Here is a 21,516-nt window from a genome sequence, read left to right as displayed (position 1 = left end):
CTCCCGCAACAAATTTCTGAGGAGCGCTGACGGGGCCGCGCAAGCGCATTGATATCATGGATTTTTCCCGCGGGGTTCCTTTACTCACGCTTCGTTACATATGAATTTTCAAAAATGAAGCTGCGACGACGGATACCCATCGACAGAACGAATCGGTGATGTAAACTTCATTGTCCGGATCGAATCCTGAGGTTCAACCCTACCGAGGAGGTTTCGAATGACAATTCAGGCACATCTCGTTGAATTGGAACGGAAGCACAAACTTCTGGAAAACGAATTGCACGAAGCTCTCGTGCACCTTTCAACAGACGACCTGCAAATTGTTGAGTTGAAGCGCCGGAAGTTGATGGTCAAGGACCAGATCGAGCGTCTGAAGCACGGCGACACGCTCCACTAGTAACCCCCGTAACAGCGTAGAGTTGATCGTACCCTTATCCAGCAGGGATGAGAGCTTTGCGCTCATCCCTGCTGAAGGGGTGCGCACCGTGCAAAGCCATTTGCGCGGCTCTTGGATTTCGTCTCGATGCTCTAGAGACCTGCGAGCCTAGACGTCTGCGAGCTCGGCGACGTGATCGGCGATCGCGAGCGACGACGTCAGACCCGGCGATTCGATGCCGAACAGATTGACCAGACCTGCGATGCCGTGATCGCGCGGACCCTGCATCAAGAAGTCTTGCGTGGCCACCGCGGGCGGCACGATCTTCGGCCGGATGCCTGAATAGCTCGGCATCAACGCGCCGTCAGGCAGTGTCGGCCAGTATTTGCGGATCGCCGGATAGAACCGCTCGGCACGCGACGGATCGACCTCGTAATCGATCGTCTCGATCCACTCGACGTCGGGGCCGAAGCGCGCCTGGCCGGCCATGTCTAGCGTCAGGTGCACGCCAAGTCCGCCGGGTTCGGGCACCGGATAGATCAGGCGCGAGAACGGCGCCTTGGCATTGCAGCTGAAGTAATTTCCCTTGGCGAGATAGGCCGGTGGAATGCGATCCAGCGGCATGCCGTCGATGTTGCGCGCTACCGCCGTCGCCGAGAGCCCAGCGGCGTTGACGAGTAGGCCGCATTGCAGCGTCATCGGCGCCTCGCCGCCGGCCTCGATCTCGATGACGCCGCCGGCCGCCTTGGCGCGGACCAGCGGGGTGTGAAACGCGAAGGCGGCGCCTGCCGCCTCGGCTTCGCCGCGCAGCGACAGCATGTAGGCGTGGCTGTCGATGATGCCCGTCGAGGGCGACAGCAGTGCGGCGTCGCAGGCCAGCGCCGGCTCCAGCGCGCGTGCCGCCTCGCCCGCGAGCAGCTGCATGTCGAGCACGCCATTGGCCTCGGCATGCGCCTTGATCGATTGCAGCTTGGCGGTCTCCTGCGGGCTGGTCGCGACGATCAGCTTGCCGCAGTTCTTGTGCGGGATGCCGCGCTCGGCACAGTAGCGGTAGAGCGCGTGCTTGCCGTCGACGCACATGCGCGCCATCCAGCTCCCGGCGCGGTAGTAGATGCCGGCATGGATCACCTCGCTGTTGCGCGACGAGGTGATGGTGCCGATCGCCTCGGCCGCCTCGAGCACGATGACCTCGCGCCCGGCCTGCGCCAGCTTTCGGGCCACCGCGAGCCCGACAACGCCGGCTCCGACGACGACGCAATCGACCCTATCCATGGTTGTGCAGCATGTCCGCTGGTCGCGCTGGTGGCATCAGGCCCGGAAGGAATGGCGCGGGGCCGCTTTCCGTTAAGGAAGAATTTATCATGTCAGGGCAATTGCCGTATTTCACGTCACATTTTTCTGTTGCGCGTACAGGCGTTTACCCGATCCAAACCCGTGAAGCCAGACAATCCGACGTTGAAATCGCGGGTGGCTGATGGCTGAGAAGAACTGGCACGAGGGCAGCACGCTTCCGATTGCTGTGCAGGCCGTTGTGTGCCTGGCCGGCACGGTTGCGCCCGCGCGCGCCTATGCGCTGTCGGACGGCTTCGCCGCGCCGAGCTATCTTGGTCAGCTCGATCCCAACGTGGTCTGGGAAGTCCTGATCGCGGGCATCGTCGTTTGCGCCTTCCTTGCCGCGATCGCGCTGTGGATCCATTCCTCGCTGCGCCGAACCAGACGCTTGCAGCTGCGGCGCAACGCCTTCGTCTCCTCCGCGATGAACAATCTCAATCAGGGCGTGGTGATGACGGATTCGCAGCGCCGCATCATCTTCTGCAACGACCGCTATCTCGAGATTTACGGCCTGACGCGCTCGGACATCTGGGCCAACATGAACGGCTATGAACTCCTCGAGCTGCGGCGCAAGCGCGGGGTGCTCGGCGTGGCCTCCGACGACGAGTTCTATGAGAAGGCGGCCAGCACCAACGGCCTGATCACCGAACTGCCGGACGGGCGGGCGATCCTGGTGAAATATTTCGTGCTGCCGAACGGCGGCTCGGTGGCGACCCATCTCGACGTCAGCGAGCAGCGGCGGCTGTCGCGACAGCTCGCCTCGACCAAGCAGTTCCTCGAAACGGTGCTGGACAACGTCCCGGCCTGCGTGGCCGCGAAGAACATCGAGGATGGCCGCTATATCTTCGCCAACAGTGCCTATGAGCGGTTCTGGGGCTTCTCGCGCGACCACGTCGTCGGCAAGAATGCGCGCGAGCTGTTCGAGTCGGTTTCGGCTGCCAGCATCGAGGCGACCGACCGGGCGGCGCTCAATTCGCCGGACGGCCAGTTCCGCAACGAATTCGAGGTCGACCGCGGCGGCGAGCGGCGCATGGTCGCCTCGATCCGGATCGTGGTCCGCGACGAGAGCAACAAGCCCGAATTCCTGATGCTCGTGTTCGAGGACATCACCGACCGCCGCTCACTGTCGAAGGAGCTGGAGAGCACCAAGAAGTTCCTCGAACTGGTGGTCGACAACATCCCGGTGGCCCTGATCGTCGAGCAGGTCAAGGATGGCCGCTATCTGCTCGCCAACCGCAGCGCCGAGACGATCCTCAATCGCAGGCGCGAGGAAGCCACGGGCCTGACGGCGTCCGACATCTTCAACCCCAAGGAAGCCAAGCTGATCATCGCGCGCGACGAGGCCGCGATCAAGAAACGCGGGATGATCACCGAGGAGCATCCGATCTCTACCAAGGACGGGCTGCGGCTGTTCCTGACCCGCCGCGCCACCGTGCTCGGCGATACCGGCGAGCCGCAATATCTGATCAAGACCCACGAGGACGTCACCGACCGCCGGCAGACCGAGTCGCGCATGGCGCACATGGCCTATCACGACGGCCTCACCGATTTGCCGAACCGTGCCGCCTTCCTTCAGGCGTTGACCCAGATGATCGAGGCCTGCGAAGGCACCGACGAGGAGTTCGCCGTCCTCTGCGTCGACCTCGACGGCCTCAAGGAGGTCAACGACGTCTTCGGCCACGCACTCGGCGACAAGCTCCTGGTCGAAGTGGCCCAGCGGCTTCAGGACTCCGCCCGCGGCGGCGTGGTCGCGCGCCTCTCCGGCGACGAATTCGGCCTCATCATCGACGGCAAGCAGCCGGATTCGGGCCTTGCGCTGGCGCGGCACCTCGGCGAAGCCGTCGCGAAGGAATTCCAGATCGACGGCCGGGCGGTCCGCGCCGGCGCCACCACCGGCATGGCGGTCTTCCCGCACAATGGTGCTGACGGCGCCTCGCTGCTCGCCAATGCGGGTGCGGCGCTGTTCCGGGCCAAGCAGAAGTCCCGCGGCACAATCAGCCTCTACCAGCCGGAGATGGACCAGCAGATCCGCGATCGCCGCGTGCTGCACCAGGACCTCTCAATGGCGATCAAGAACGGCGAGCTCTCGCTTGCCTTCCAGCCGCAGGGGGCCGCGGGCCACAGCGTCGCCGAGAGCGAGATCATCGGCTTCGAGGCACTGGCGCGCTGGCAGCATCCGGTGCGCGGCCAGGTCTCGCCGGCCGAATTCATTCCGATCGCCGAGGAGAGCGGCCTGATCGTCGAGATGGGCGAGTGGATCCTGCGCGAGGCCTGCCGCGAGGCGGCGTCCTGGCCGAAGCCGCTCCAAGTCGCGGTCAATCTGTCGCCGGCGCAGTTCATGCACGGCGACGTGGTTGGCCTCGTCCATTCGATCCTGATCGAGACCGGCCTTGCACCCGGCCGGCTCGAGCTGGAAATCACCGAGGGCGTGCTGATCGAAGATTTCGACCGGGGCCTCGCGCTGCTGCGCCGATTAAAGGCGCTCGGCGTTCGGATCTCGATGGACGATTTCGGCAGCGGTTACTCTTCCCTGAGCTACCTTCAGGCGTTCCCGTTCGACAAGATCAAGATCGACCGTGCCTTCATCATCAATCTCGGCCGCAACCCGCAATCGGCTGCGATCGTCCGTGCGGTGATCGATCTCGGCCATGGCCTCGATATGTCGATCATCGCCGAGGGCGTCGAAACGGTCGAGCAACTCGCCTTCCTCGCCAAGGAGGGCTGCGACGGCGTGCAGGGCTATCTGCTCGGCAAGCCGCTGCCGATCGGCAAATATGCCGGTCTCGTCGGCCGCGCCGAGGTCATGGAGCTTGCGCTCAAGACCGGCTAAGAGCGTTTTCGAGCGAAGTGGACGCCGGTTCGCGTCAAGAAAACGCGTTAGCCTATGAATCCAGAGCACCGTTCCGATTTCATGGGAACGGAAATGGCTCTAGAGATGAGAGGGCGCTTCGCTCCTTCTCGACGGCTTCATGGCGGATTACGACCTTGCGATCATCGGCGGCGGCCTGAACGGTGTCAGTCTCGCGCGCGATGCGGCCGGCCGTGGTCTGCGGGTCATTCTGTTCGAGCAGGGCGATCTCGGCGGCGCGGCGTCCTCGGCGACACCGCGGCTGATCCACGGCGATCTGTCGGTGCTGGAGCGGCGCGGGTTCTGGCGGGTGCGCCGGTCACTGGCCGAGCGCCCGATCTGGCTTTCCATCGCCCCGCATGTCGTGCGGCCGATGCGCTTCGTGATCCCCGCGCATTCCGACGAGCGTCCGCCATGGCTGCTGCGCGCCGGCTTGTTCCTCTACGACGGCCTCACCAGCCGGAACGGACTGCCTGGATCTGTGACCCTCGACATCACCCATCATCCGGTCGGCAACGCGCTGAAGCGCCCGTTCGGTACGGCCTTCGAATATTCGGACTGCGTGGTGGACGATTCCCGCCTGGTGGTGCTCACCGCGCTGGATGCATCCGAGCGCGGCGCCGCGATCCGCACGGGGGCGCGCTGCGTCCGCGCCGATCGAGCCGACGTCTGGCGGCTCGCGGTGGTCGATCGCGGCCATCGCCGCACGATCACGGCGCGGGCGCTGGCCAACGCGACCGGGGGCTGGACGTCGATGGTCGCCGACACCGTGCTGCGGCAGCCGCAGCCGGCTATGGCGGCTACGCAGATGAGTCAGATCGTGGTGCCCAGGCTGTTCGACTCCGAGAATGTCTACGTGTTTCAGAACCACGATGGACGACTGATCTTCGCTCAGCCGTTCGAGCGCGCGTTCACGCTGATCGGCACGGTCACGCATGCCTTCACCGGAGATCCCGCGATCGTCGCAATGCCGGGGGCCGATGTCAGCTATCTCTGCGAGGCGGCCAGCCGCTATTTCCGCGACCGCATTTCGCCGACCGACGTGGTTCGGACGGTTTCCGGCGTCAACCTGACGCTGGTGTCCGCGCGGGGACGCGACGGCGCGATGCTGTTCCATGCCCGCCGACGCAAGGCGCCGCTGATCACAATGTTTGGCGGCGACGTTACCACCTCGCGCCTGCGTGCCGAGCAGGCGGTGACGAAGCTGACGCCATTCTATCCGATGTCGCCGCCCTGGACGGCCGGCGCCGTGCTGCCTGGCGGCGATTTCGCCTGGGATCGCTTCGACACTGAAGTCGACCTTGCGCGCGACCGCTGGCGCTTTCTTGAGGAGACACAGGCCCAGCGCCTGGTCGGGGCCTATGGCTCGCGGCTCTCGGCAGTGCTCGGCGAGGCCAAGGCCCGCGACGAGCTCGGTCCTGCTTTCGGCCCCGAGCTAACGGGCGCCGAAGTGCGCTATCTCATGACCCGCGAATGGGCGCGCTTTCCAGATGATGTCCTGTGGCGCCGTTCCAAGCTCGGCCTGACCATGGCTGCGGCGGATCGTGAGGCTCTGGCAGCGTTCATGGCGGATGTCCACCGCTAACCGGTTGAGCAAAGGTCGATCGGCCGCTAGCGTGCGGCGGAATCGGGGTTGGCAGGGATCATGACGGACGAATTGCCCAAAACACGCGCCACCACAAATGCGGTCGATGGAGACGCTGCTGTCGGCCAGCCGCTGCTGCGCATCGAGAACGTCGCCAAGACGTTCGGGACGTTCCGCGCCGTCGACGGCGTGTCGTTCGACATCGAGGCCGGCGAGTTCTTCGCGCTGCTCGGTCCGAGCGGCTGTGGCAAGACCACTCTGCTGCGCATGCTCGCGGGCTTCGAGGCCCCGGACGAGGGCCGCATCCTGCTCGGGGACAAGGACATCGCGCAGGCGCTGCCGCACGAGCGCCCGATCAACATGATGTTTCAGAACTACGCGTTGTTTCCGCATCTGTCGGTGCGCGACAACATCGCCTTTGGACTGAAGCGTGCCGGCATGGCGCGCGCCGAGATCGCCACCCGTGTGGCCGAGATGGTCGCGTTGGTGAAGCTCGAGGGGCTGGAGAAGCGCAAGCCGGATCAGCTCTCCGGCGGCCAGCGCCAGCGCGTCGCGCTCGCCCGCGCATTGGCGCGGCGGCCACAACTTCTTTTGCTCGACGAGCCGCTCGCGGCGCTCGACAAGAAGCTGCGCGAGAGCACGCAGGGCGAGCTGATGGAGCTGCAGCGCCGGCTCGGCATGACCTTCATCATCGTCACGCACGACCAGGAGGAGGCGATGACGATGGCGAGCCGGATCGGCGTGATGAAATCAGGCAAGCTGGCGCAGGTCGCGAGCCCCCGCGAGCTCTACGAGGCGCCACGCTCGCGCTGGATCGCGGAGTTCGTCGGCGACGTCAATCTGTTCGACGGCGAGACCAAATTGCGCGACGGTCATCGTCTGGTCGTCGGCACGCGTGATGCGGGCACGTTGGTGGTCGCCGAACCACGCGAACCGGTCGGCGCGGGACGATTCTCGATCGCGATCCGTCCCGAGAAGGTCAAGCTGTCGCGCCGGGGCCCGGTGAGCGAGGCCGGCCGTGAAAACGCGATCAACGCCCTGGATGGCGTGATCGCCGACATCTGCTATCTCGGCGGAACCACCACTTACAAGGTGAAGCTCGATGCCGGCGGAACGGTGCAGGCGTCCGTTGCCAACAGTGCGCGCCTCGACGTCGATGCCTACAGCCTGAATCAGCATGTCGTTGCCTGGTTCTCTCCCGACGATTGCGTGGTGCTGCAATCATGAGCGCCCGCCGCATCTTCGCGCGCCCGGCGCGCTTCGCCGCGATCGCCCCCTATGTCTGGATGGTGCTGTTCTTCCTGGTGCCGTTCGCCTTCGTGCTGAAGATCAGCCTGTCGCAGACGGCGATCGCGCAGCCGCCCTATGAGCCGGTGTTCGACCTGACGGCAGGATGGGACGCGCTCAGGGCGGCCTTTGCCACGCTCTCGATCGATAATTTCAAGCTGCTCGCTTCCGACGATATCTACGTGTTCGCCTATATGCGCAGCCTCACCGTTGCGGTGACGGCCACCGCCCTGTTGCTGCTGATCGGCTATCCCATCGCCTATGGCATGGCGCGACTGCCGAAGGCTTGGCAGGCGGTGGCGATGGTGCTGGTGATCGTGCCGTTCTGGACCTCGTTCCTGATCCGCATCTATGCCTGGATCAACATCCTCCAGCACGACGGTCTGCTCAACCAGATCCTGCTGGCTTTGCACCTGGTCAGCCAGCCCGTGGTCTGGCTCTCTACCGACAGCGCGATGTATATCGGCATCGTCTATTCCTATCTGCCGTTCATGATCCTGCCGCTCTACGCCACGCTCGCCAAGATGGAGCCGGCGCTGGAGGAGGCGGCCGGCGATCTCGGTGCTCCGCCCTGGCAGGTGTTCTGGCTCGTCACCTTTCCGTTGTCGCTGCCTGGCGTCGGCGCCGGCGTGCTGCTGTGCTTCATCCCGATCGTCGGCGAGTTCGTCATTCCAGATCTTCTGGCCGGCTCCAATTCGCTGATGATCGGCCAGACCCTGTGGCTCGAATTCTTCACCAACAAGGACTGGCCGGTCGCGTCCGCCGCGGCCATCGTGTTGCTGGCCGTGCTGCTGGTGCCGCTGCTGCTTTATGAGCGGCTGCAGAAGCGGCAGCTGGAACAAGGGCGCTGAGACGATGCGCAGGGTCTCTCGCCTCTCCCGCTTCAACATCGCCTCGCTCGCGCTGGGTCTGGCATTCCTCTATCTGCCGATCCTCATCCTCGTGATCTATTCCTTCAACGCCTCGCGCCTCGTCACGGTGTGGGGCGGCTGGTCGCTGCGCTGGTATCACGAGCTCTTCAATGACCGCGCCATGATCGAGGCGGCCTGGATGAGCCTGCGGGTCGCGGTCTCCTCGGCGACCATCGCCACGCTGCTCGGCACGCTGGCCGCTGTCGCGCTGTCGCGCGGCGAGCGGTTCCGTGGCCGCACGCTGTTCTCCGGCATGCTCTATGCGCCGCTGGTGATGCCGGAGGTGATCACCGGATTGTCGTTGCTGCTGCTGTTCGTGGCGCTCAACGCCGAGCGCGGCTTCTGGACCGTGACGATCGCCCACACCACGCTGACGATGTGCTTCGTCGCGGTCGTCGTGCAGTCCCGCCTCGGCTCGCTCGATCGCTCGCTGGAGGAAGCGGCGATGGATCTCGGCTGCAACCCGCTCCGCGCATTCGTCTCCGTGACGTTGCCGCTGATCGCGCCTGCGATCGTCGCCGGCTGGATGCTGGCCTTCACGCTGTCGCTCGACGATCTCGTCATCGCGAGCTTCACTACCGGACCGGGCTCGGCCACCTTGCCGATCCGCATCTATTCCGAGGTGCGTTTGGGGGTGAAGCCGGAGATCAACGCGATCTGCACGCTGGTGATCGCCCTGATCGCCGTCGTTATCGTCATCGCCTCGCTCGCTTCGAAGCTGTCGAGCTCGCAGGGCGAGAGCGCAGCGCCGCTGTAGAGGAATGGGGCATTCCGGTGCGATGCGCAGAATCTACGACGGTGCGCAATTGCGCACCTGAGAATCTCGAGATTCCGGATCTGGTGCTTTGGATCAGACCCGAATGCAGCCTGTCTACGACTTCACTGCGCCCGCCGTGAGCCCGCCCACCATGTAGCGGCGGAAGGCGTAGTAGACCGCGGCCGGCGGCAGCGCGTAGATGAAGCCGGTGGTCATCAGGAGCTCCCAGGGCGAGTCATCGGCGGCGAGGAAGTTGCCGAGCGCGACGGGAAGGGTGATCTCGCGGTCGTTGGAGAGCAGCAGGAACGCGTAGAGATATTCGTTCCAGGCCAGCAGCACCGCATAGGTGCCGATCGCGACCAGCGAGGGCATCATCAGCGGCAAATAGACCAAGCGGAAAATCTGCAGCGTCGTCGCGCCGTCCATCACCGCGGCCTCGTCGAGCTCGACCGGCAGCTTGTCCGACGCCTGCTTGAGCACCCAGATGGCGTAAGGCGAGGCGATCGTCACCATCGCCAGGATCAGCGACCAGTGATTGTTGAGCAGGCCGTAATTGCCCATGGTCCGGTACATCGGCACGGCCAGGAACGCGGCCGGAATGAAATAGGTGAAGAGCGCGAGGTTCAGCACGATGCGTCCGCCCGGCACTTTCAGCCGCGAGATCGAGAACGCAGCCGCGGTCGCGATGAACAGCGTCAGCACGCCGACGGACGCCGCAATCACCACCGAATTCCAGAACTGCACGTAGAAATCGCGCAGGAAGTAGTGCTGCTGCTTGAACACGATCTCGAAGTTGTGCAGCGTCGGATGGTCCGGCCACAGCTTGCCCGAGAACGCGTCCTCCTTCGGCGAGATCGCGAACAGGAACATGTGATAGATCGGGATCATCGTCCACAGGAAGACGGGAATGCCGATCAGCAGGAGCCGCGCTTCGGTCCCGACTTCGCGCCAAGAAAACTCTCTTACGCCGGGGAGCTTCATCGGGACAACCGTTTCATCATGAAGTACACGAGCGGCAGGACGAACGGCATCGCGCAGACGATGGAAGCCATCGCCAGCGAGAGCTGGTCGAGCCGGAGATAGCGGATGCCGAGCGTCGACAGCACGTGCGTGAGGTCGGCCGGGCCGCCGCCGGTGAGCAGATAGACGCTGTTGAAGTCGCCGAGCGTCCAGATCATCGAGAGCAGCGTGCAGGTGACGTAGAGCGTCTGCATCGACGGCCAGGTGATGTAGCGGAATTTTTGCCACCAGCTCGCGCCGTCGACTTCGGCGGCCTCGAACAGATCGTGCGAGATCGCAAGGCGGCCGGTGATCAGGATCAGCGTCCAGAACGGCAGAGACTTCCAGATATGCACGGCGATCGCCATGGTCAGCGCCACGGTCGGATCGTTCAGCCAGTTCGGGCCGTCATCGCCGGTGAAGGAGAAGATGAAATGGTTGATCATGCCCCATTCGGGATTGAGCATGAAGCGCACCGACAGGATGGTCGGGATCGAAGGCACGGCCCAGGGCAGGATGAAGATCACCGAGAGCCATTTGATCCAGGGGCGCTGCTGGGCGAAGAAGCCGGACAGGAACAGCGCGATCAGCATCTTGATGTTGATGCCGATGACCAGGAAGATCAGCGTGTTGACCGCAGCGCGCGCGAAGATCGGGTCGTTATAGAGCGCGACATAGTTCGAGGGGGCCCGCGCCAGCCAGAGACCGTAGCAGACGGGATAGACCACGAAGGCGAGGAAAACGAGCAGATAGGGCGCGAGCAGCACGATGCCCCAGACCTGCGCCGGGGTCAGCCGAGACGACAGGGGCGGGCCGGGGACTGCCTGATCGCCTGAGAGCGTGATCGCCATTCTTTTTGGACTCTTCAAAGAGAAGCCGGCCGCGAAACGCGGCCGGTGTTGTTCTTACACCTCTCCCCGCAATGCGGGGAGAGGGGCGGATGAATTAACCCGCGACCTGCTTGATGCGGGCGATCAGTTCGTCGACGGCTTTGTCGACCGGAACCTTCTCGCTGACGACGCGGTTCATCGCCTTCGCCCACACGTTCTCGTTGTTGAGAATCGTGAACTTCCAGTTCTTGGTGAAGTCGAACGCCGCGGTGCCGCCCTTGAACTGGGTGTAGACGGCCTTGCGGTGCTTGTCAGCCTGCCAAAACGGGCTTTCCTGGCTTTCCTTCGTCACCGGGAACCAGCGGCCGAGCGCGCCCTCGATGTAGGGACGGACGTTCTCTTCCTGGAGCAGGAAGCTGATGAACTGCTTGGCCTCGGCCTTGTTCTTGGCCGCGGTGAACACCAGTCCGGTCTTGACGTCGGAGCGGTAGCGGATGGTCGAACCATCCGGTGCCTTGGGGAAGGAGGCCGTGATGATGTCTTGCTCATAGGCCTTCTTGCCGGCCTCGCGCTGCTCGGGCGTCAGCGCCTGGTTCGTGGAATCCTCAAACCACTTCGCCGCGATCGAGATCGTGAAGTTGTGGGTCATCACGATGGTCTTGTTGTGGAAGGCGACGTTGTTGTCGGGATCCTTCCAGGTCGTGGAGGACGGCGGCGTGCAGCCCTTGATGTAGGTGTCGGTGTAATCCTTCATCGCCTTGATCAGGTTCTCGCGAACCTTGGGATCGTCGACGGTGAGCTTGCCGTCATCGTCGACCAGCTTGACGTGGTAGGCGTCCATGAAGGTGTAGAAGGACTGGAAGGCGTCGGTGGATTCCACGCCCATCGGCTGGCCGACGGCATAGATGCGCTGGCCGGTCGCCTTGCGGATCGCGGGCTGCACCTTGTCGCACCAGAAGGTCCAGTAACCGCTCCAGTCGTTCGGAATGTCGCTCAGCTTGAAGCCGGCCTTCTCCAGCATGTCGTTCCAAATCTGGACGTGCATGCTCTGCTGTTTCAGCGGAAAGCCGTAATAGGCTTTCTTCTTGGTGACGTCGTTGTAGAGGATCGACGCATCGAGCGTGTTCTGCACGAAGCGGCCCTTGATCGGCTCCATGACGTCGGAGAGATCCTCGAGCTTGCCCTCATAGGCCCACTTGCCCTGCGCCTGGACGTCATAGGAATCGGAATAGGCGACATCGGGCACGGTGCCGGCATCGAGAGCGGCGACCGTCTTCGGAATCATGTCCTGAATCGCATACTGCGACAATTCGACCTTGATGCCGGTCTTGGCTTCGAATTTCTTGATCGTCTCGATCAACGCGTCGTCTTCGGAGCGGTAGAAGCCCTTGCCCCACCAGACCGTGATCGTCTTCTGCTGCGCAAATGCGGGTGCAGCGGCTGCAAACAGCCCGGCCGCAGCGACCGCCAGTGATACTGCGCCAATAACCTTGGATTTCACGTTTTTCTCCCTCAAACGGCCGGTGTTTTTAACCGGTCGTATAAAACACTAGCGCATGGCCGTCATCCGATCTAGCGGCTTCTTGTCAGACCTATGTCGCGGTTGAAGAGAGGCTGTGGGGCTGCGGATTCGCGCATCGATCCAAAGGCCGCATCAATACATGCCAATCAATTCGCCTCGCGGTGTCTGGCCTTGTCAGCGTTTCCCGCGAGGCACGGTCGCAGCGACATTCGCGCTCGTGTCGGCAGATCGGGAGCGCGGCCTGCCTTGCCCGCTGGTCCGGGCAGGCGAGCGCCATGCCTCCAGCAGCATCTTCAGAAACTGGCTGGCATGAGGGGACAGGGTCGCCCCGCGCCTGCGCACGATGCCGATCGTCCGCGACACTTCCGGCTCGATCAGGCGAATGGTGTGAATGATCGGATGGCCGGCCGCGGGCGTCGCGAGCTTCGGGAGCACGGCGATGCCGAGACCCGCCTCGACCAGGCCAAGCGAACCGGAGAGGTGGGCGACTTCATAAGACCAGTTCAGCTGCAGCCCATGTCGCGCCAGTGCATTGTCGATCAGCGCGCGATTGCCGCTGTTGCGACCGACGGTGATGACCCGGTGCGGCACGATCTCCGGCCAACTGACCTGCTTGCGCGACGCCAACGGATGGTCATGACGGCATGCCAGCACGAAAGGATCCTCGACGAGCTTCTCGAATTCGATCTCGGCATGCGAGGCGCCGATGAAATTGATGCCGAAATCAACTTCTCCGCGCGCGACCGCTTCCAATCCCTCATTGGCGCCGATGTCCAGAATGCGGATGCGAATGCGCGGATACGCTTCCGCAAACCGGCCGATCGCACGCGGCAGGAAATAGAACACCGCTGTCGGCACGGCCGCCACCGAGACCAAGCCTGAGCTTCGCGCGCCGATGTCCTGGATGGCGAGCACCGAGGTCTCGAACTCGTCGATGAGGCGGCGCACCTTCGGCAGGAAGTCACGGCCGGTCATGGTGAGATTGACGTGGCGGGTCGACCGTTCGAGCAGGGGCGCGCCGAGACTTTCCTCGAGCTTCTGAATGCGCCGGCTGAGCGCGGGTTGCGACAGGTTCAGCGCCTTGGCGGTGCGGACGAAGCTTCCCGTCTCCGCCACGGTGATGAACGCCTTGAGGTCGAGCAATTCCGCATTCATGACGGCCTCCCCATTATACCGATATCCGAAATAATACCTCAGATATTTGCATTTCACAAAAGAGTTCTGCCGAGGGATGCTCCGGCCTGCGCGAGATTGTCGCCAACGGAACAGCTCCATGAACGATCAGATTGCCATTCCCTGTGTGGTCATGCGCGGAGGTACCTCGCGCGGACCGTTCTTCCTGGCCAGCGACCTTCCGGCCGACCCGGCGTCACGCGACGCGGTCCTGTTGTCCGTGATGGGAGGCGGACACGATCTCGGAATCGACGGGATCGGCGGCGGCAATGCCGTCATCAACAAGGTCGCGATCGTCGGACCGGCATCGGTGCCCGGCGCCGATGTCGATTATCTGTTTGCCCAGGTGCGTGTTCGGGAAGGCATCGTGGATACCTCGCCGAATTGCGGAAACATGCTGGCGGCGGTGGGGCCGTTCGCAATCGAAGTCGGTCTGGTCGCCGCCACCGCGGATCGCACGCATGTACGCATCCACAACGTCAACACCGGCAAGCTGATCGACGCGACGATTGCCACGCCGGGAGGGCGGGTGACTTACGAGGGCGAGGCGCGGATCGACGGCGTGCCGGGAACGGCCGCGCCCATCGAATTGTCGTTCCCCAACGCGGCCGGCGCACGCACCGGCCGTCTGCTGCCGACGGGACGAGCGGTCGATCGCATCCACGGAATCGACGTGACCTGCCTCGATGCGGCGATGCCGGTCATGCTGGTCCGTGCGGCGGATCTGGGATGCAGCGGCCGCGAGGCGCCTTCCGATTTTGCCGACAGCAGCTTCCGCGCGCGTCTCGAAGACCTGCGGATCGAAGCGGGACGCCGGATGGGGTTTCCCAATCCCGCGAACATGGTGATCCCGAAACCGGTTCTGATTGCGCCCGCGAGCGGGGCGACGTTGAACGTCAGGTACTTCATGCCGCACGACTGCCATAGCGCGCTCGCGGTGACCGGCGCGGTCGCGATCGCCACGGCGTGCGTCACATCAGGAACGATCGCTGCAGAGATGGTCGGACCGCTGGCACCGCCGGTGCCGATCACGCTCGCCCATCCCTCCGGCCAGCTCGTGGTGAAGCTCGAGCCCGGCCCGGTTGCCCGGGTGTTGCGGACAGCCCGGCGGATCTTCGAGGGCCACGTCTTCGCCCGCCGGTCACAAGTGCCTCATTCCGTGCTGGCGGCCTGACGCCCGCGCGAAGCCATCAAAGAAAACAGAGCCATGGGAGACAAGAGGATGCACAAGGAAGCGCTGGCCGGGCATGCGAGCACCGAGGCTCGGAAACCCTTCTACCGGATTCTCTACGTCCAGGTGCTCATTGGCCTCGTACTGGGTGTCCTCACGGGCCATTTCTGGCCCGAATTCGGCGCCGCGCTCAAGCCGTTCGGAGACGGCTTCGTCAAGCTGGTCAAGATGATGATCGCGCCGATCGTGTTCTGCACCATCGTCAGCGGCATCACCAGCATCAGCGATTCGCGCGAGGTCGGCCGCACGCTCGTGAAATCCATGGCGCTGTTCTATCTGCTGACCGTGCTCGCGCTGTTGGCCGGGCTCGTCGCCGTGTCGCTGATCCAGCCCGGCGCTGGCATGCATGTCTCCGTCAGCACGCTGGATCCGTCGGTGGCCGCGAAGTTCACCAAGCAGGCCGGTGCGACCGGATTTGCGGACTTCATGCTGCACATCATCCCGCATTCGTTCTTTGGCGCGTTCGCCGATGGTGAAGTGCTGCCGGTCCTGCTGATCTCCATCCTGATCGCTTTTGGCCTCAGCCGTGCCGGCGATGGGGGTGTCGTGGTGACAAAGGCAGTCGCCTCGTTCTCTCACGTGCTGTTCGTGTCGTTCGGCTTCATCATGAAGCTCGCGCCGCTCGGTGCCTTCGGTGCCATGGCGTTCACGGTGGGCCGCTACGGCATCCGTTCGATCGGCTCGCTCGGACTATTGATCCTGACCTTCTATATCGCCTGCTCCGTGTTCGTGGTGGTCGTGCTGGGCACGCTGGCGCGGCTGAACGGCTTCAGCCTGTGGAAGACCATCCGCTACTTCAAGGAAGAATTGCTGATCGTGCTCGGCACGTCATCCTCGGAGCCAGCGCTCCCTGGCGCGCTGCGCAAGCTGGAGCAGCTCGGGTGTCGCAAGGGGGTCTCGGGCCTGGTGCTGCCGATGGGCTATTCCTTCAATCTGGACGGCAGCGCCATCTATCTCACCCTGGCGTCTCTGTTCATCGCGCAGGCCTGCGACATCCATCTGTCCTGGGGCCAGATCGCGGCGATGCTCGGATTGATGCTGCTGACCTCCAAGGGAGCGGCTGGCGTCACCGGCAGCGGCTTCGTTGCGCTGGTCGCGACGCTTTCGGTGATGCCGGATCTGCCTGTGACCGGCGTGGCGCTGCTCGTCGGCATCGACCGCTTCATGTCGGAGGCGCGGGCGCTGACCAGCATGATCAGCAATTGCGTCGCGTCCATCACGATTTCGCTTTGGGAGAACGCCTGTGACCGAGAGGTCTTGGACCGCGAACTGGGCCAGGGCAGCACGCCTGCGATCGCGACCGCACCGAGGATCGCTGCCGCCCCGCTGGTGCGGGAGGACAAAGGCTGGATTTCGACGACGCAATCGGCCGCTTGAGGCCGCCAAGCCGAGAGAGCGATGTCATCTTTCCTAAGCGCGATGACGATGAAACGTCATCGCGCTTCAGATGTCGTTTGGACACGATCTTTTCGGAGAGCTGGCGCGCACTGTCCAGATCATGGATCAGTTGGACTTGGCGTTTTCCTTGGCATTCTCGGCCGTCGGCGATCCCTCGGGACGCTTTCCGCCACCGGTAATGCGCTGCTTCAGCAGATCGAGGAAGGGGGACGCCGCGGGCGATTGCCGGATCAGGCTCTCAGGGTCGGGGAAGATCAGCGGATCGTCCCAGGGGCCCTGCACCATGAAGGGCAATTGAAAGCCGGACGTCGTATTGAGGCTTGCCACGCCTTTCATGTCGTATTCGCGTGTCGGCACCGAGGCGGTGCCGGTCAGCGTGATCTTTGCCGACGGCCCTTCAATGCGGATGTCCTCGGCGGTGGCGATGCCATCGGAGAATTTCACCGCGATGGTGAGATTGTTGTACGGCGTCGACCCGTTGCGGAAATTGCCGCCGCCTGACAGCGGCCGCCGCTCCAGGCGCTTCAGGAGCTGCTCGGCATTGAAGCCCGAGATCGCGCCGTCGTGCCCGGTGACGGTGGCGCTGCCGTCGAGCGACTGCACGAGGCCAAACGGGCTCGAGCCCGAGGCGAACAGCGACACGTTGATGTTGCCGCGACCGGACAGCTTGTTGAGGCCGAACAATTCGGTGGCGCAGGCCTGGAGATCGACGTCGGTGAACTGGAATTGCGCCTTGATGTCGGCGACGGCGTCGGTGCGCGCGATGCCGAACGAGCCCTTGGCGATCCCGCCATAGACCTGGGCCTCGCCGACCGAGAGCGCCAGCGTCCCGTTGCGCAAATTGGCGCCGATCGCGGTACGGCCGAGCTTGGTCGGCCCGACCGTCAGCTTGGCTGCCGACAGGCGCATGTCGAGGTCGGTGGTCGACAATCCCTGGAGATCGAACAGCTGCCTGTTCCAGTCGCGCGCCCCGCTCGCGAGCAGGCGGAAGGTGGAGATGTAAGGCGTGAAGTCGAGCGCGTCGGCGGCGAGCGTCGCCTGCAGCGTCTGCCGGCCGTTATTGGCGTAGGTCATGACGCCCTCGGCGGCGTTGCCGTCGAGCTCGACATTGACGTTGGTAAGCGCGATCGAGGGGCCGACGACGTTGGCGCGGGCCTTCAGCGCAAAACGGCCGAAGCCGCCGCTGGCGGGCTGCGGCTGCCCGGCCCAGCGCAGCGCGTTGCGCAAGGAGGGGCTGTCGATCGTCAGCGTGCCTTCCATCATCGGGCTGGTGCGGTTGGCGACGCTGCCGTCGAAGGCGAGCTTGAGCGGCGCACTGGCGATCCGTGCCTTCAACCCCGAGCGCTCGCCGGACAAAGCGGCGACGAAATCGGAAAAGCTGATCGAGCCGTCGACGCGCTCGCCGCGCCAGTCGAACTGTCCCGTCGCGGCAAAGGAGCGCGAGATCGAGGGCCAGGCCAGCGACAGGTCGATGTCGTCGAATTGCTCGGTGGCGTGGGTGGCGGCGTCCTCGTATTCGAGCACGCCGTCCTGGATCCGGATTTCGGAGAACGAGACCTGGTTCTCGGCCCCGGGCTTCATGGTGCGCGCGATGGTCTGGATGAAGGGCGTCCAGTTGCTCTCGCCGCCCGGCCTCAGGCTGACATGGATACGCGGCCGCAGCAGCGTCAGGTCGGCGATCTCGAACCGTTGCAGCAAGAGCGGCAGCAGCCGCAGATTGGCGGTGAGCACGTCGACATGGAGCGCGGAATCGCTGGTGCCGCCGCCCTTGAGGCCGACGTCGTGGAAGGAGATGTAGCTCGCCGGCAGCACCGAGATGTCGATGCTGCCCGCGACATTGAGCTCGAGGCCGGTAACGTCGCGGATCTGCGCTTCGACCGCCTTGCGCAGCGCGTCACGGTTGATGAGCCAGGAGGTCGCGATCAGGGCGATCAGCGCCACGCCGAGCAGCGCCGCGATCGGCGTCCCGAGGCGCTTCATTCCTTGGGCCATGGTCAATGGCATGTCCTGATCGGGTTGGTCGTTGGAGCCAGAAGGGCGGGTCGGGAAACCTGCGTGCCCACGCCCAAGCCCTATGATGTTAAGTCCCGCAACTTGATGGGTTTTCTTGTCGCTTTCAAGGCCGCGGACGGTTCTGCCCACGGCGTGGGCAGCTTCTATCACCCGGGCGCGGTGCGGAGAACCCCGTATCATTGACGGCTTTGGAGGATTTCGCCTAATAATCGCCGCCAATAGGGCGCGACGCCTCCAAGCCGCAGGTTCAGTCGAAGGTTATTTGCATGAACAAGGTCTATCCCGACGCCAAGTCGGCTCTGTCAGGCATTTTGAAAGACAACATGATGATCATGTCGGGAGGTTTCGGCCTCTGCGGCATCGCCGAGGAGCTGTCGGATGCAATCCGCGAGTCCGGCGTCAAGGGTCTGACGGTGGTCTCCAACAATGCCGGCGTCGACGGCATCGGCCTCAGCCGCCTGTTGGAAACCCGGCAGATCAAGAAGATGATCTCGTCCTATGTCGGCGAGAACAAGCTGTTCGCCCAGCAATTCCTCGCCGGCGAGCTGGAACTCGAATTCAATCCGCAGGGCACGCTCGCCGAGCGCATCCGCGCCGGCGGCGCCGGCATTCCGGCCTTCTACACCAAGACCGGCGTCGGCACGCTGATCGCCGAAGGCAAGGAAGTGAAGGAATTCGACGGCGAGAAGTATCTGATGGAACGCGGCCTGTTCGCCGACCTCGCCATCGTGCATGCCTGGAAGGGCGACACGGCCGGCAACCTCATCTACCGCAAGACCGCGCGCAACTTTAACCCGATGATGGCGACCGCCGCCAAGATCACGGTGGCCGAGGTCGAGCATCTGGTTCCGGCCGGTGAACTCAACCCCGACCACATCCACACGCCCGGCATCTTCGTGAAGCGCATCGTCGAGGTCGGCACGGCCAAGAAGCGCATCGAATTCCGCAACACCCGCCCGCGCACGGCAGCTTGAGATCAGGAGACGAAGATGGCCTGGACCCGTGAACAGATGGCCGCGCGCGCCGCGAAGGAATTGCGCGACGGCTATTACGTCAATCTCGGCATCGGCATCCCGACGCTGGTCTCGAACTACATTCCGGATGGTGTCGACGTCAGCCTGCAGAGCGAGAACGGCATGCTCGGCATGGGACCCTTCCCCTATGAGGACGAGGTGGATGCCGATCTCATCAATGCCGGCAAGCAGACGGTGAGCGAACTGCCGTCGACCTCGTATTTCTCGAGCGCGGATTCCTTCGGCATGATCCGCGGCGGCCACATGGATCTGTCTATCCTCGGCGCCATGCAGGTGGCCCAGAACGGCGATCTCGCCAACTGGATGATTCCCGGCAAGATGGTCAAGGGCATGGGCGGCGCGATGGACCTCGTCGCGGGCGTCAAGCGCGTCGTCGTGGTGATGGAGCACTCGGCCAAGGACGGCCCGAAGCTCCTGAAGAAATGTAATCTGCCGCTGACCGGCGAGCGTGTGGTCGACATGGTCGTCACGGATCTCGCCGTCTTCACCATCGACAAGCACGGCGACGGCGGCATGGCCCTGATCGAGCTCGCCGACGGCGTCACGCTCGACGAGGTCAAGTCCAAGACCGAAGCCGAATTCCGCGTCGCGCTGAAGAACACCTGAGGTCTTCGCAAAGGGGGCGCGCATGACGGTACGGTCGGCGCGTCCCGAAGACGCCGGATTCATCGCTCGAACCATCCTGTCGTCGCAGCGCGGCTACCGGCCGCGCGGTTGGTTCGACGTCGCGCTCGGCTGGCCCGAAGCGCAATGCCGCGACTTCATCGCGCGCATAGCGGTCGCGCATGCCGTGTCGATGTGGCACGTCTCGCAATTCCTGATCGCCGAGGTCGATGGCAAGCCGGCCGTGGCGCTGTGCGCGCTGCCCGCAGCCGGTACCGGACCTGCAGCCTGGAGCGCGATCGCGGAAGTCGGGGCTGCAACCGGGCTGTCTGAGACGGAGCTGGATGCGATCCGCCGACGCGGCGCCTATACGCGGGCCTGCTGGGTCCAGGGCGGCGAGGGCGACTGGATGATCGAGCATGTCGCGACCGACCCCGCCTATCGTGGCCGTGGTCTGGTGCCGGCGTTGATTGCGCATGCGCTCGACAAGGGCCGCGCGGCCGGATTTGGGCGGGCCACGATCTCGTTCCTGATCGGCAACGAGCCGGCCGAACGCGCCTACGCGAAGGCGGGCTTTGCCTTCGCGGAGGAAAAGCACGATCCCGCTTTCGAGACGATCATCGGCGCGCCCGGCTTTCGCATGTTCGCGCGGACGATTTGAGAAGCCGTGGTGCGGAAGATAGCGCGCTAATAGACTACGACCTCGCCGACCATACCTTGCTCCAGCGCGCCGACACGCTCGCGACCCACGAAGTCTCTTCGCGCACCAGGCGGAAGCCGAGATTGGCTGGCGGCACCCCTTGGGCGCAGCCGCCGGCGCGGGCGTCGCGGATGAAATCGGTGACATAGGCGCGGTGCGCGCCCTCGGCGACGCGCACGCCGCAATTCACGGTGGGGCGACCGGCATTGCCTGCTTCGTCGACGCGCGAGCGCACGAAGCAGGTCGAGGTCCACTCCCAGACGTTGCCGGCGAGATCTTCAACGCCGTGCTCGTTCGGGCCGAACTTACCGAACGGATAGGCCGTGGTGTCGGAGAGGTCGCGTTCGGATTCGCGCTCATAGCGGCTGATCCAGCGCTTCGAAGGATCGTTCGCATCGACTGCTACGCCATCGTCCTTGAATCTGGAACCGGCGGCAAAGGCCCATTCGGCATCGCTGGGCAAGCGGTAATGGCGGCCGGTCTTGCGCGACAGCCAGCCCGCATAGGCCTCGGCGTCATGCCAGTTCACCTGCACCGCGGGGCGATCGGGGGCAACCGCCACGTCGCGATCGAGCGCGCGGCAGGCGCCGTCCTGCACGCAGAGCTGATAATCGGATGACGAGACCTGGTTTCGCATGATGTGCAGCGGTCGGTCGACGCGTATCGCGCGCAGCGGTGCTTCCGCCTGCTGTCCGGCGCGCGTGAAGTCGCCGGCCTCGCGATAGGACAGGCTGCCCGGCGCGACGCTGACGATCGCAGGCTCCCTGGCCGTGCCGCGGACCGCCATGGTCGAAACCAGCGGCGCCATCGCGATCGGCCCCGCGAGTCCGGCGACGCAGGCGAGGGCCATTTTGAGCTTGAATGCGATCAGCATGGTCATTCCCTGAAGAAGAAGGGGCCGGTGATGACCGGCCCCT

Annotated in this window: 18 protein-coding genes; 11 read left to right on the top strand and 7 right to left on the bottom strand. The window is 64.2% G+C overall.

Annotated elements, in window-relative coordinates; all coding sequences use genetic code 11:
- Positions 1–217 precede the first annotated feature (217 nt).
- Entirely contained in the window at positions 218–397 is a 180-nt protein-coding gene (locus AC0WRY_RS29785) for a YdcH family protein (protein ID WP_061880823.1), read from the top strand.
- 147 nt (positions 398–544) lie between these two features.
- On the opposite strand, the gene AC0WRY_RS29780 is transcribed toward AC0WRY_RS29785, so the two are convergent.
- Entirely contained in the window at positions 545–1,648 is a 1,104-nt protein-coding gene (locus tag AC0WRY_RS29780; RefSeq protein ID WP_491122154.1) for an NAD(P)/FAD-dependent oxidoreductase, read from the bottom strand.
- Between the two features lie 202 nt (positions 1,649–1,850).
- Here AC0WRY_RS29780 and AC0WRY_RS29775 point away from each other — a divergent pair, with 202 nt between their 5' ends.
- The 5 genes from AC0WRY_RS29775 to AC0WRY_RS29755 all read left to right on the top strand — a co-directional run bounded on the left by AC0WRY_RS29775 (position 1,851) and on the right by AC0WRY_RS29755 (position 9,096).
- Positions 1,851–4,538: a sensor domain-containing protein gene (locus AC0WRY_RS29775; RefSeq protein WP_491122153.1), complete on the top strand. Its 2,688-nt coding sequence runs from the start codon at positions 1,851–1,853 to the stop codon at positions 4,536–4,538.
- 139 nt (positions 4,539–4,677) lie between these two features.
- Positions 4,678–6,141, top strand: coding sequence for a glycerol-3-phosphate dehydrogenase (locus AC0WRY_RS29770; protein WP_491122152.1), 1,464 nt, complete (start codon positions 4,678–4,680; stop codon positions 6,139–6,141).
- Positions 6,142–6,201: 60 nt separating this feature from the next.
- Entirely contained in the window at positions 6,202–7,368 is a 1,167-nt protein-coding gene (locus AC0WRY_RS29765) for an ABC transporter ATP-binding protein (RefSeq protein WP_491122151.1), read from the top strand.
- Positions 7,365–8,279, top strand: a complete 915-nt coding sequence (locus AC0WRY_RS29760; protein ID WP_491122150.1) for an ABC transporter permease — start codon at positions 7,365–7,367, stop codon at positions 8,277–8,279. The genes AC0WRY_RS29765 and AC0WRY_RS29760 overlap by 4 nt, the downstream gene beginning before the upstream one ends.
- Positions 8,280–8,283: 4 nt before the next feature.
- Positions 8,284–9,096 (top strand): ABC transporter permease, encoded by an 813-nt coding sequence (locus AC0WRY_RS29755; protein WP_491122149.1) that lies wholly within the window; start codon positions 8,284–8,286, stop codon positions 9,094–9,096.
- A 114-nt stretch (positions 9,097–9,210) separates the two neighbouring features.
- Here AC0WRY_RS29755 and AC0WRY_RS29750 read toward each other — a convergent pair whose 3' ends face one another.
- The 4 genes from AC0WRY_RS29750 to AC0WRY_RS29735 all read right to left on the bottom strand — a co-directional run bounded on the left by AC0WRY_RS29750 (position 9,211) and on the right by AC0WRY_RS29735 (position 13,602).
- On the bottom strand, positions 9,211–10,077 hold the full coding sequence (locus AC0WRY_RS29750) for a carbohydrate ABC transporter permease (RefSeq protein ID WP_211415996.1): 867 nt from the start codon (positions 10,075–10,077) through the stop codon (positions 9,211–9,213).
- On the bottom strand, positions 10,074–10,946 hold the full coding sequence (locus AC0WRY_RS29745; RefSeq protein WP_194404296.1) for a carbohydrate ABC transporter permease: 873 nt from the start codon (positions 10,944–10,946) through the stop codon (positions 10,074–10,076). Before AC0WRY_RS29745 ends, AC0WRY_RS29750 begins: the two co-directional genes overlap by 4 nt.
- A 94-nt stretch (positions 10,947–11,040) precedes the next feature.
- Complete coding sequence (locus tag AC0WRY_RS29740; protein WP_194404295.1) at positions 11,041–12,426, bottom strand: ABC transporter substrate-binding protein; 1,386 nt, start codon at positions 12,424–12,426, stop codon at positions 11,041–11,043.
- A gap of 195 nt (positions 12,427–12,621) precedes the next feature.
- Positions 12,622–13,602 carry a LysR family transcriptional regulator gene (locus AC0WRY_RS29735; RefSeq protein WP_212067378.1) on the bottom strand — a complete coding sequence of 327 codons (981 nt, stop codon included), beginning with the start codon at positions 13,600–13,602 and terminating at the stop codon, positions 12,622–12,624.
- A gap of 118 nt (positions 13,603–13,720) precedes the next feature.
- On the opposite strand from AC0WRY_RS29735, the gene AC0WRY_RS29730 reads away from it, so the two are divergent.
- Positions 13,721–14,794 carry a 4-oxalomesaconate tautomerase gene (locus AC0WRY_RS29730; protein ID WP_259216428.1) on the top strand — a complete coding sequence of 358 codons (1,074 nt, stop codon included), beginning with the start codon at positions 13,721–13,723 and terminating at the stop codon, positions 14,792–14,794.
- A 48-nt stretch (positions 14,795–14,842) separates the two neighbouring features.
- Entirely contained in the window at positions 14,843–16,228 is a 1,386-nt protein-coding gene (gene dctA / locus AC0WRY_RS29725) for a C4-dicarboxylate transporter DctA (protein ID WP_491123514.1), read from the top strand.
- 126 nt (positions 16,229–16,354) lie between these two features.
- Here dctA and AC0WRY_RS29720 read toward each other — a convergent pair whose 3' ends face one another.
- Complete coding sequence (locus tag AC0WRY_RS29720; RefSeq protein WP_491122148.1) at positions 16,355–18,241, bottom strand: AsmA family protein; 1,887 nt, start codon at positions 18,239–18,241, stop codon at positions 16,355–16,357.
- 287 nt (positions 18,242–18,528) lie between these two features.
- On the opposite strand from AC0WRY_RS29720, the gene AC0WRY_RS29715 reads away from it, so the two are divergent.
- The 3 genes from AC0WRY_RS29715 to AC0WRY_RS29705 are packed head-to-tail and all read left to right on the top strand — an operon-like array spanning position 18,529 to position 20,560.
- Complete coding sequence (locus AC0WRY_RS29715; RefSeq protein ID WP_018317833.1) at positions 18,529–19,236, top strand: CoA transferase subunit A; 708 nt, start codon at positions 18,529–18,531, stop codon at positions 19,234–19,236.
- Positions 19,237–19,251: 15 nt separating this feature from the next.
- Positions 19,252–19,902, top strand: coding sequence for a 3-oxoacid CoA-transferase subunit B (locus AC0WRY_RS29710; RefSeq protein WP_027532494.1), 651 nt, complete (start codon positions 19,252–19,254; stop codon positions 19,900–19,902).
- Positions 19,903–19,924: 22 nt separating this feature from the next.
- Positions 19,925–20,560: a GNAT family N-acetyltransferase gene (locus AC0WRY_RS29705; protein WP_491122147.1), complete on the top strand. Its 636-nt coding sequence runs from the start codon at positions 19,925–19,927 to the stop codon at positions 20,558–20,560.
- A 34-nt stretch (positions 20,561–20,594) separates the two neighbouring features.
- Here AC0WRY_RS29705 and AC0WRY_RS29700 read toward each other — a convergent pair whose 3' ends face one another.
- On the bottom strand, positions 20,595–21,473 hold the full coding sequence (locus AC0WRY_RS29700; protein ID WP_491122146.1) for an SUMF1/EgtB/PvdO family nonheme iron enzyme: 879 nt from the start codon (positions 21,471–21,473) through the stop codon (positions 20,595–20,597).
- Positions 21,474–21,516 lie beyond the last annotated feature (43 nt).

The organism is Bradyrhizobium sp. T-12, assembly GCF_058314695.1.
This window is presented reverse-complemented; position numbering and strand designations above follow the sequence as displayed.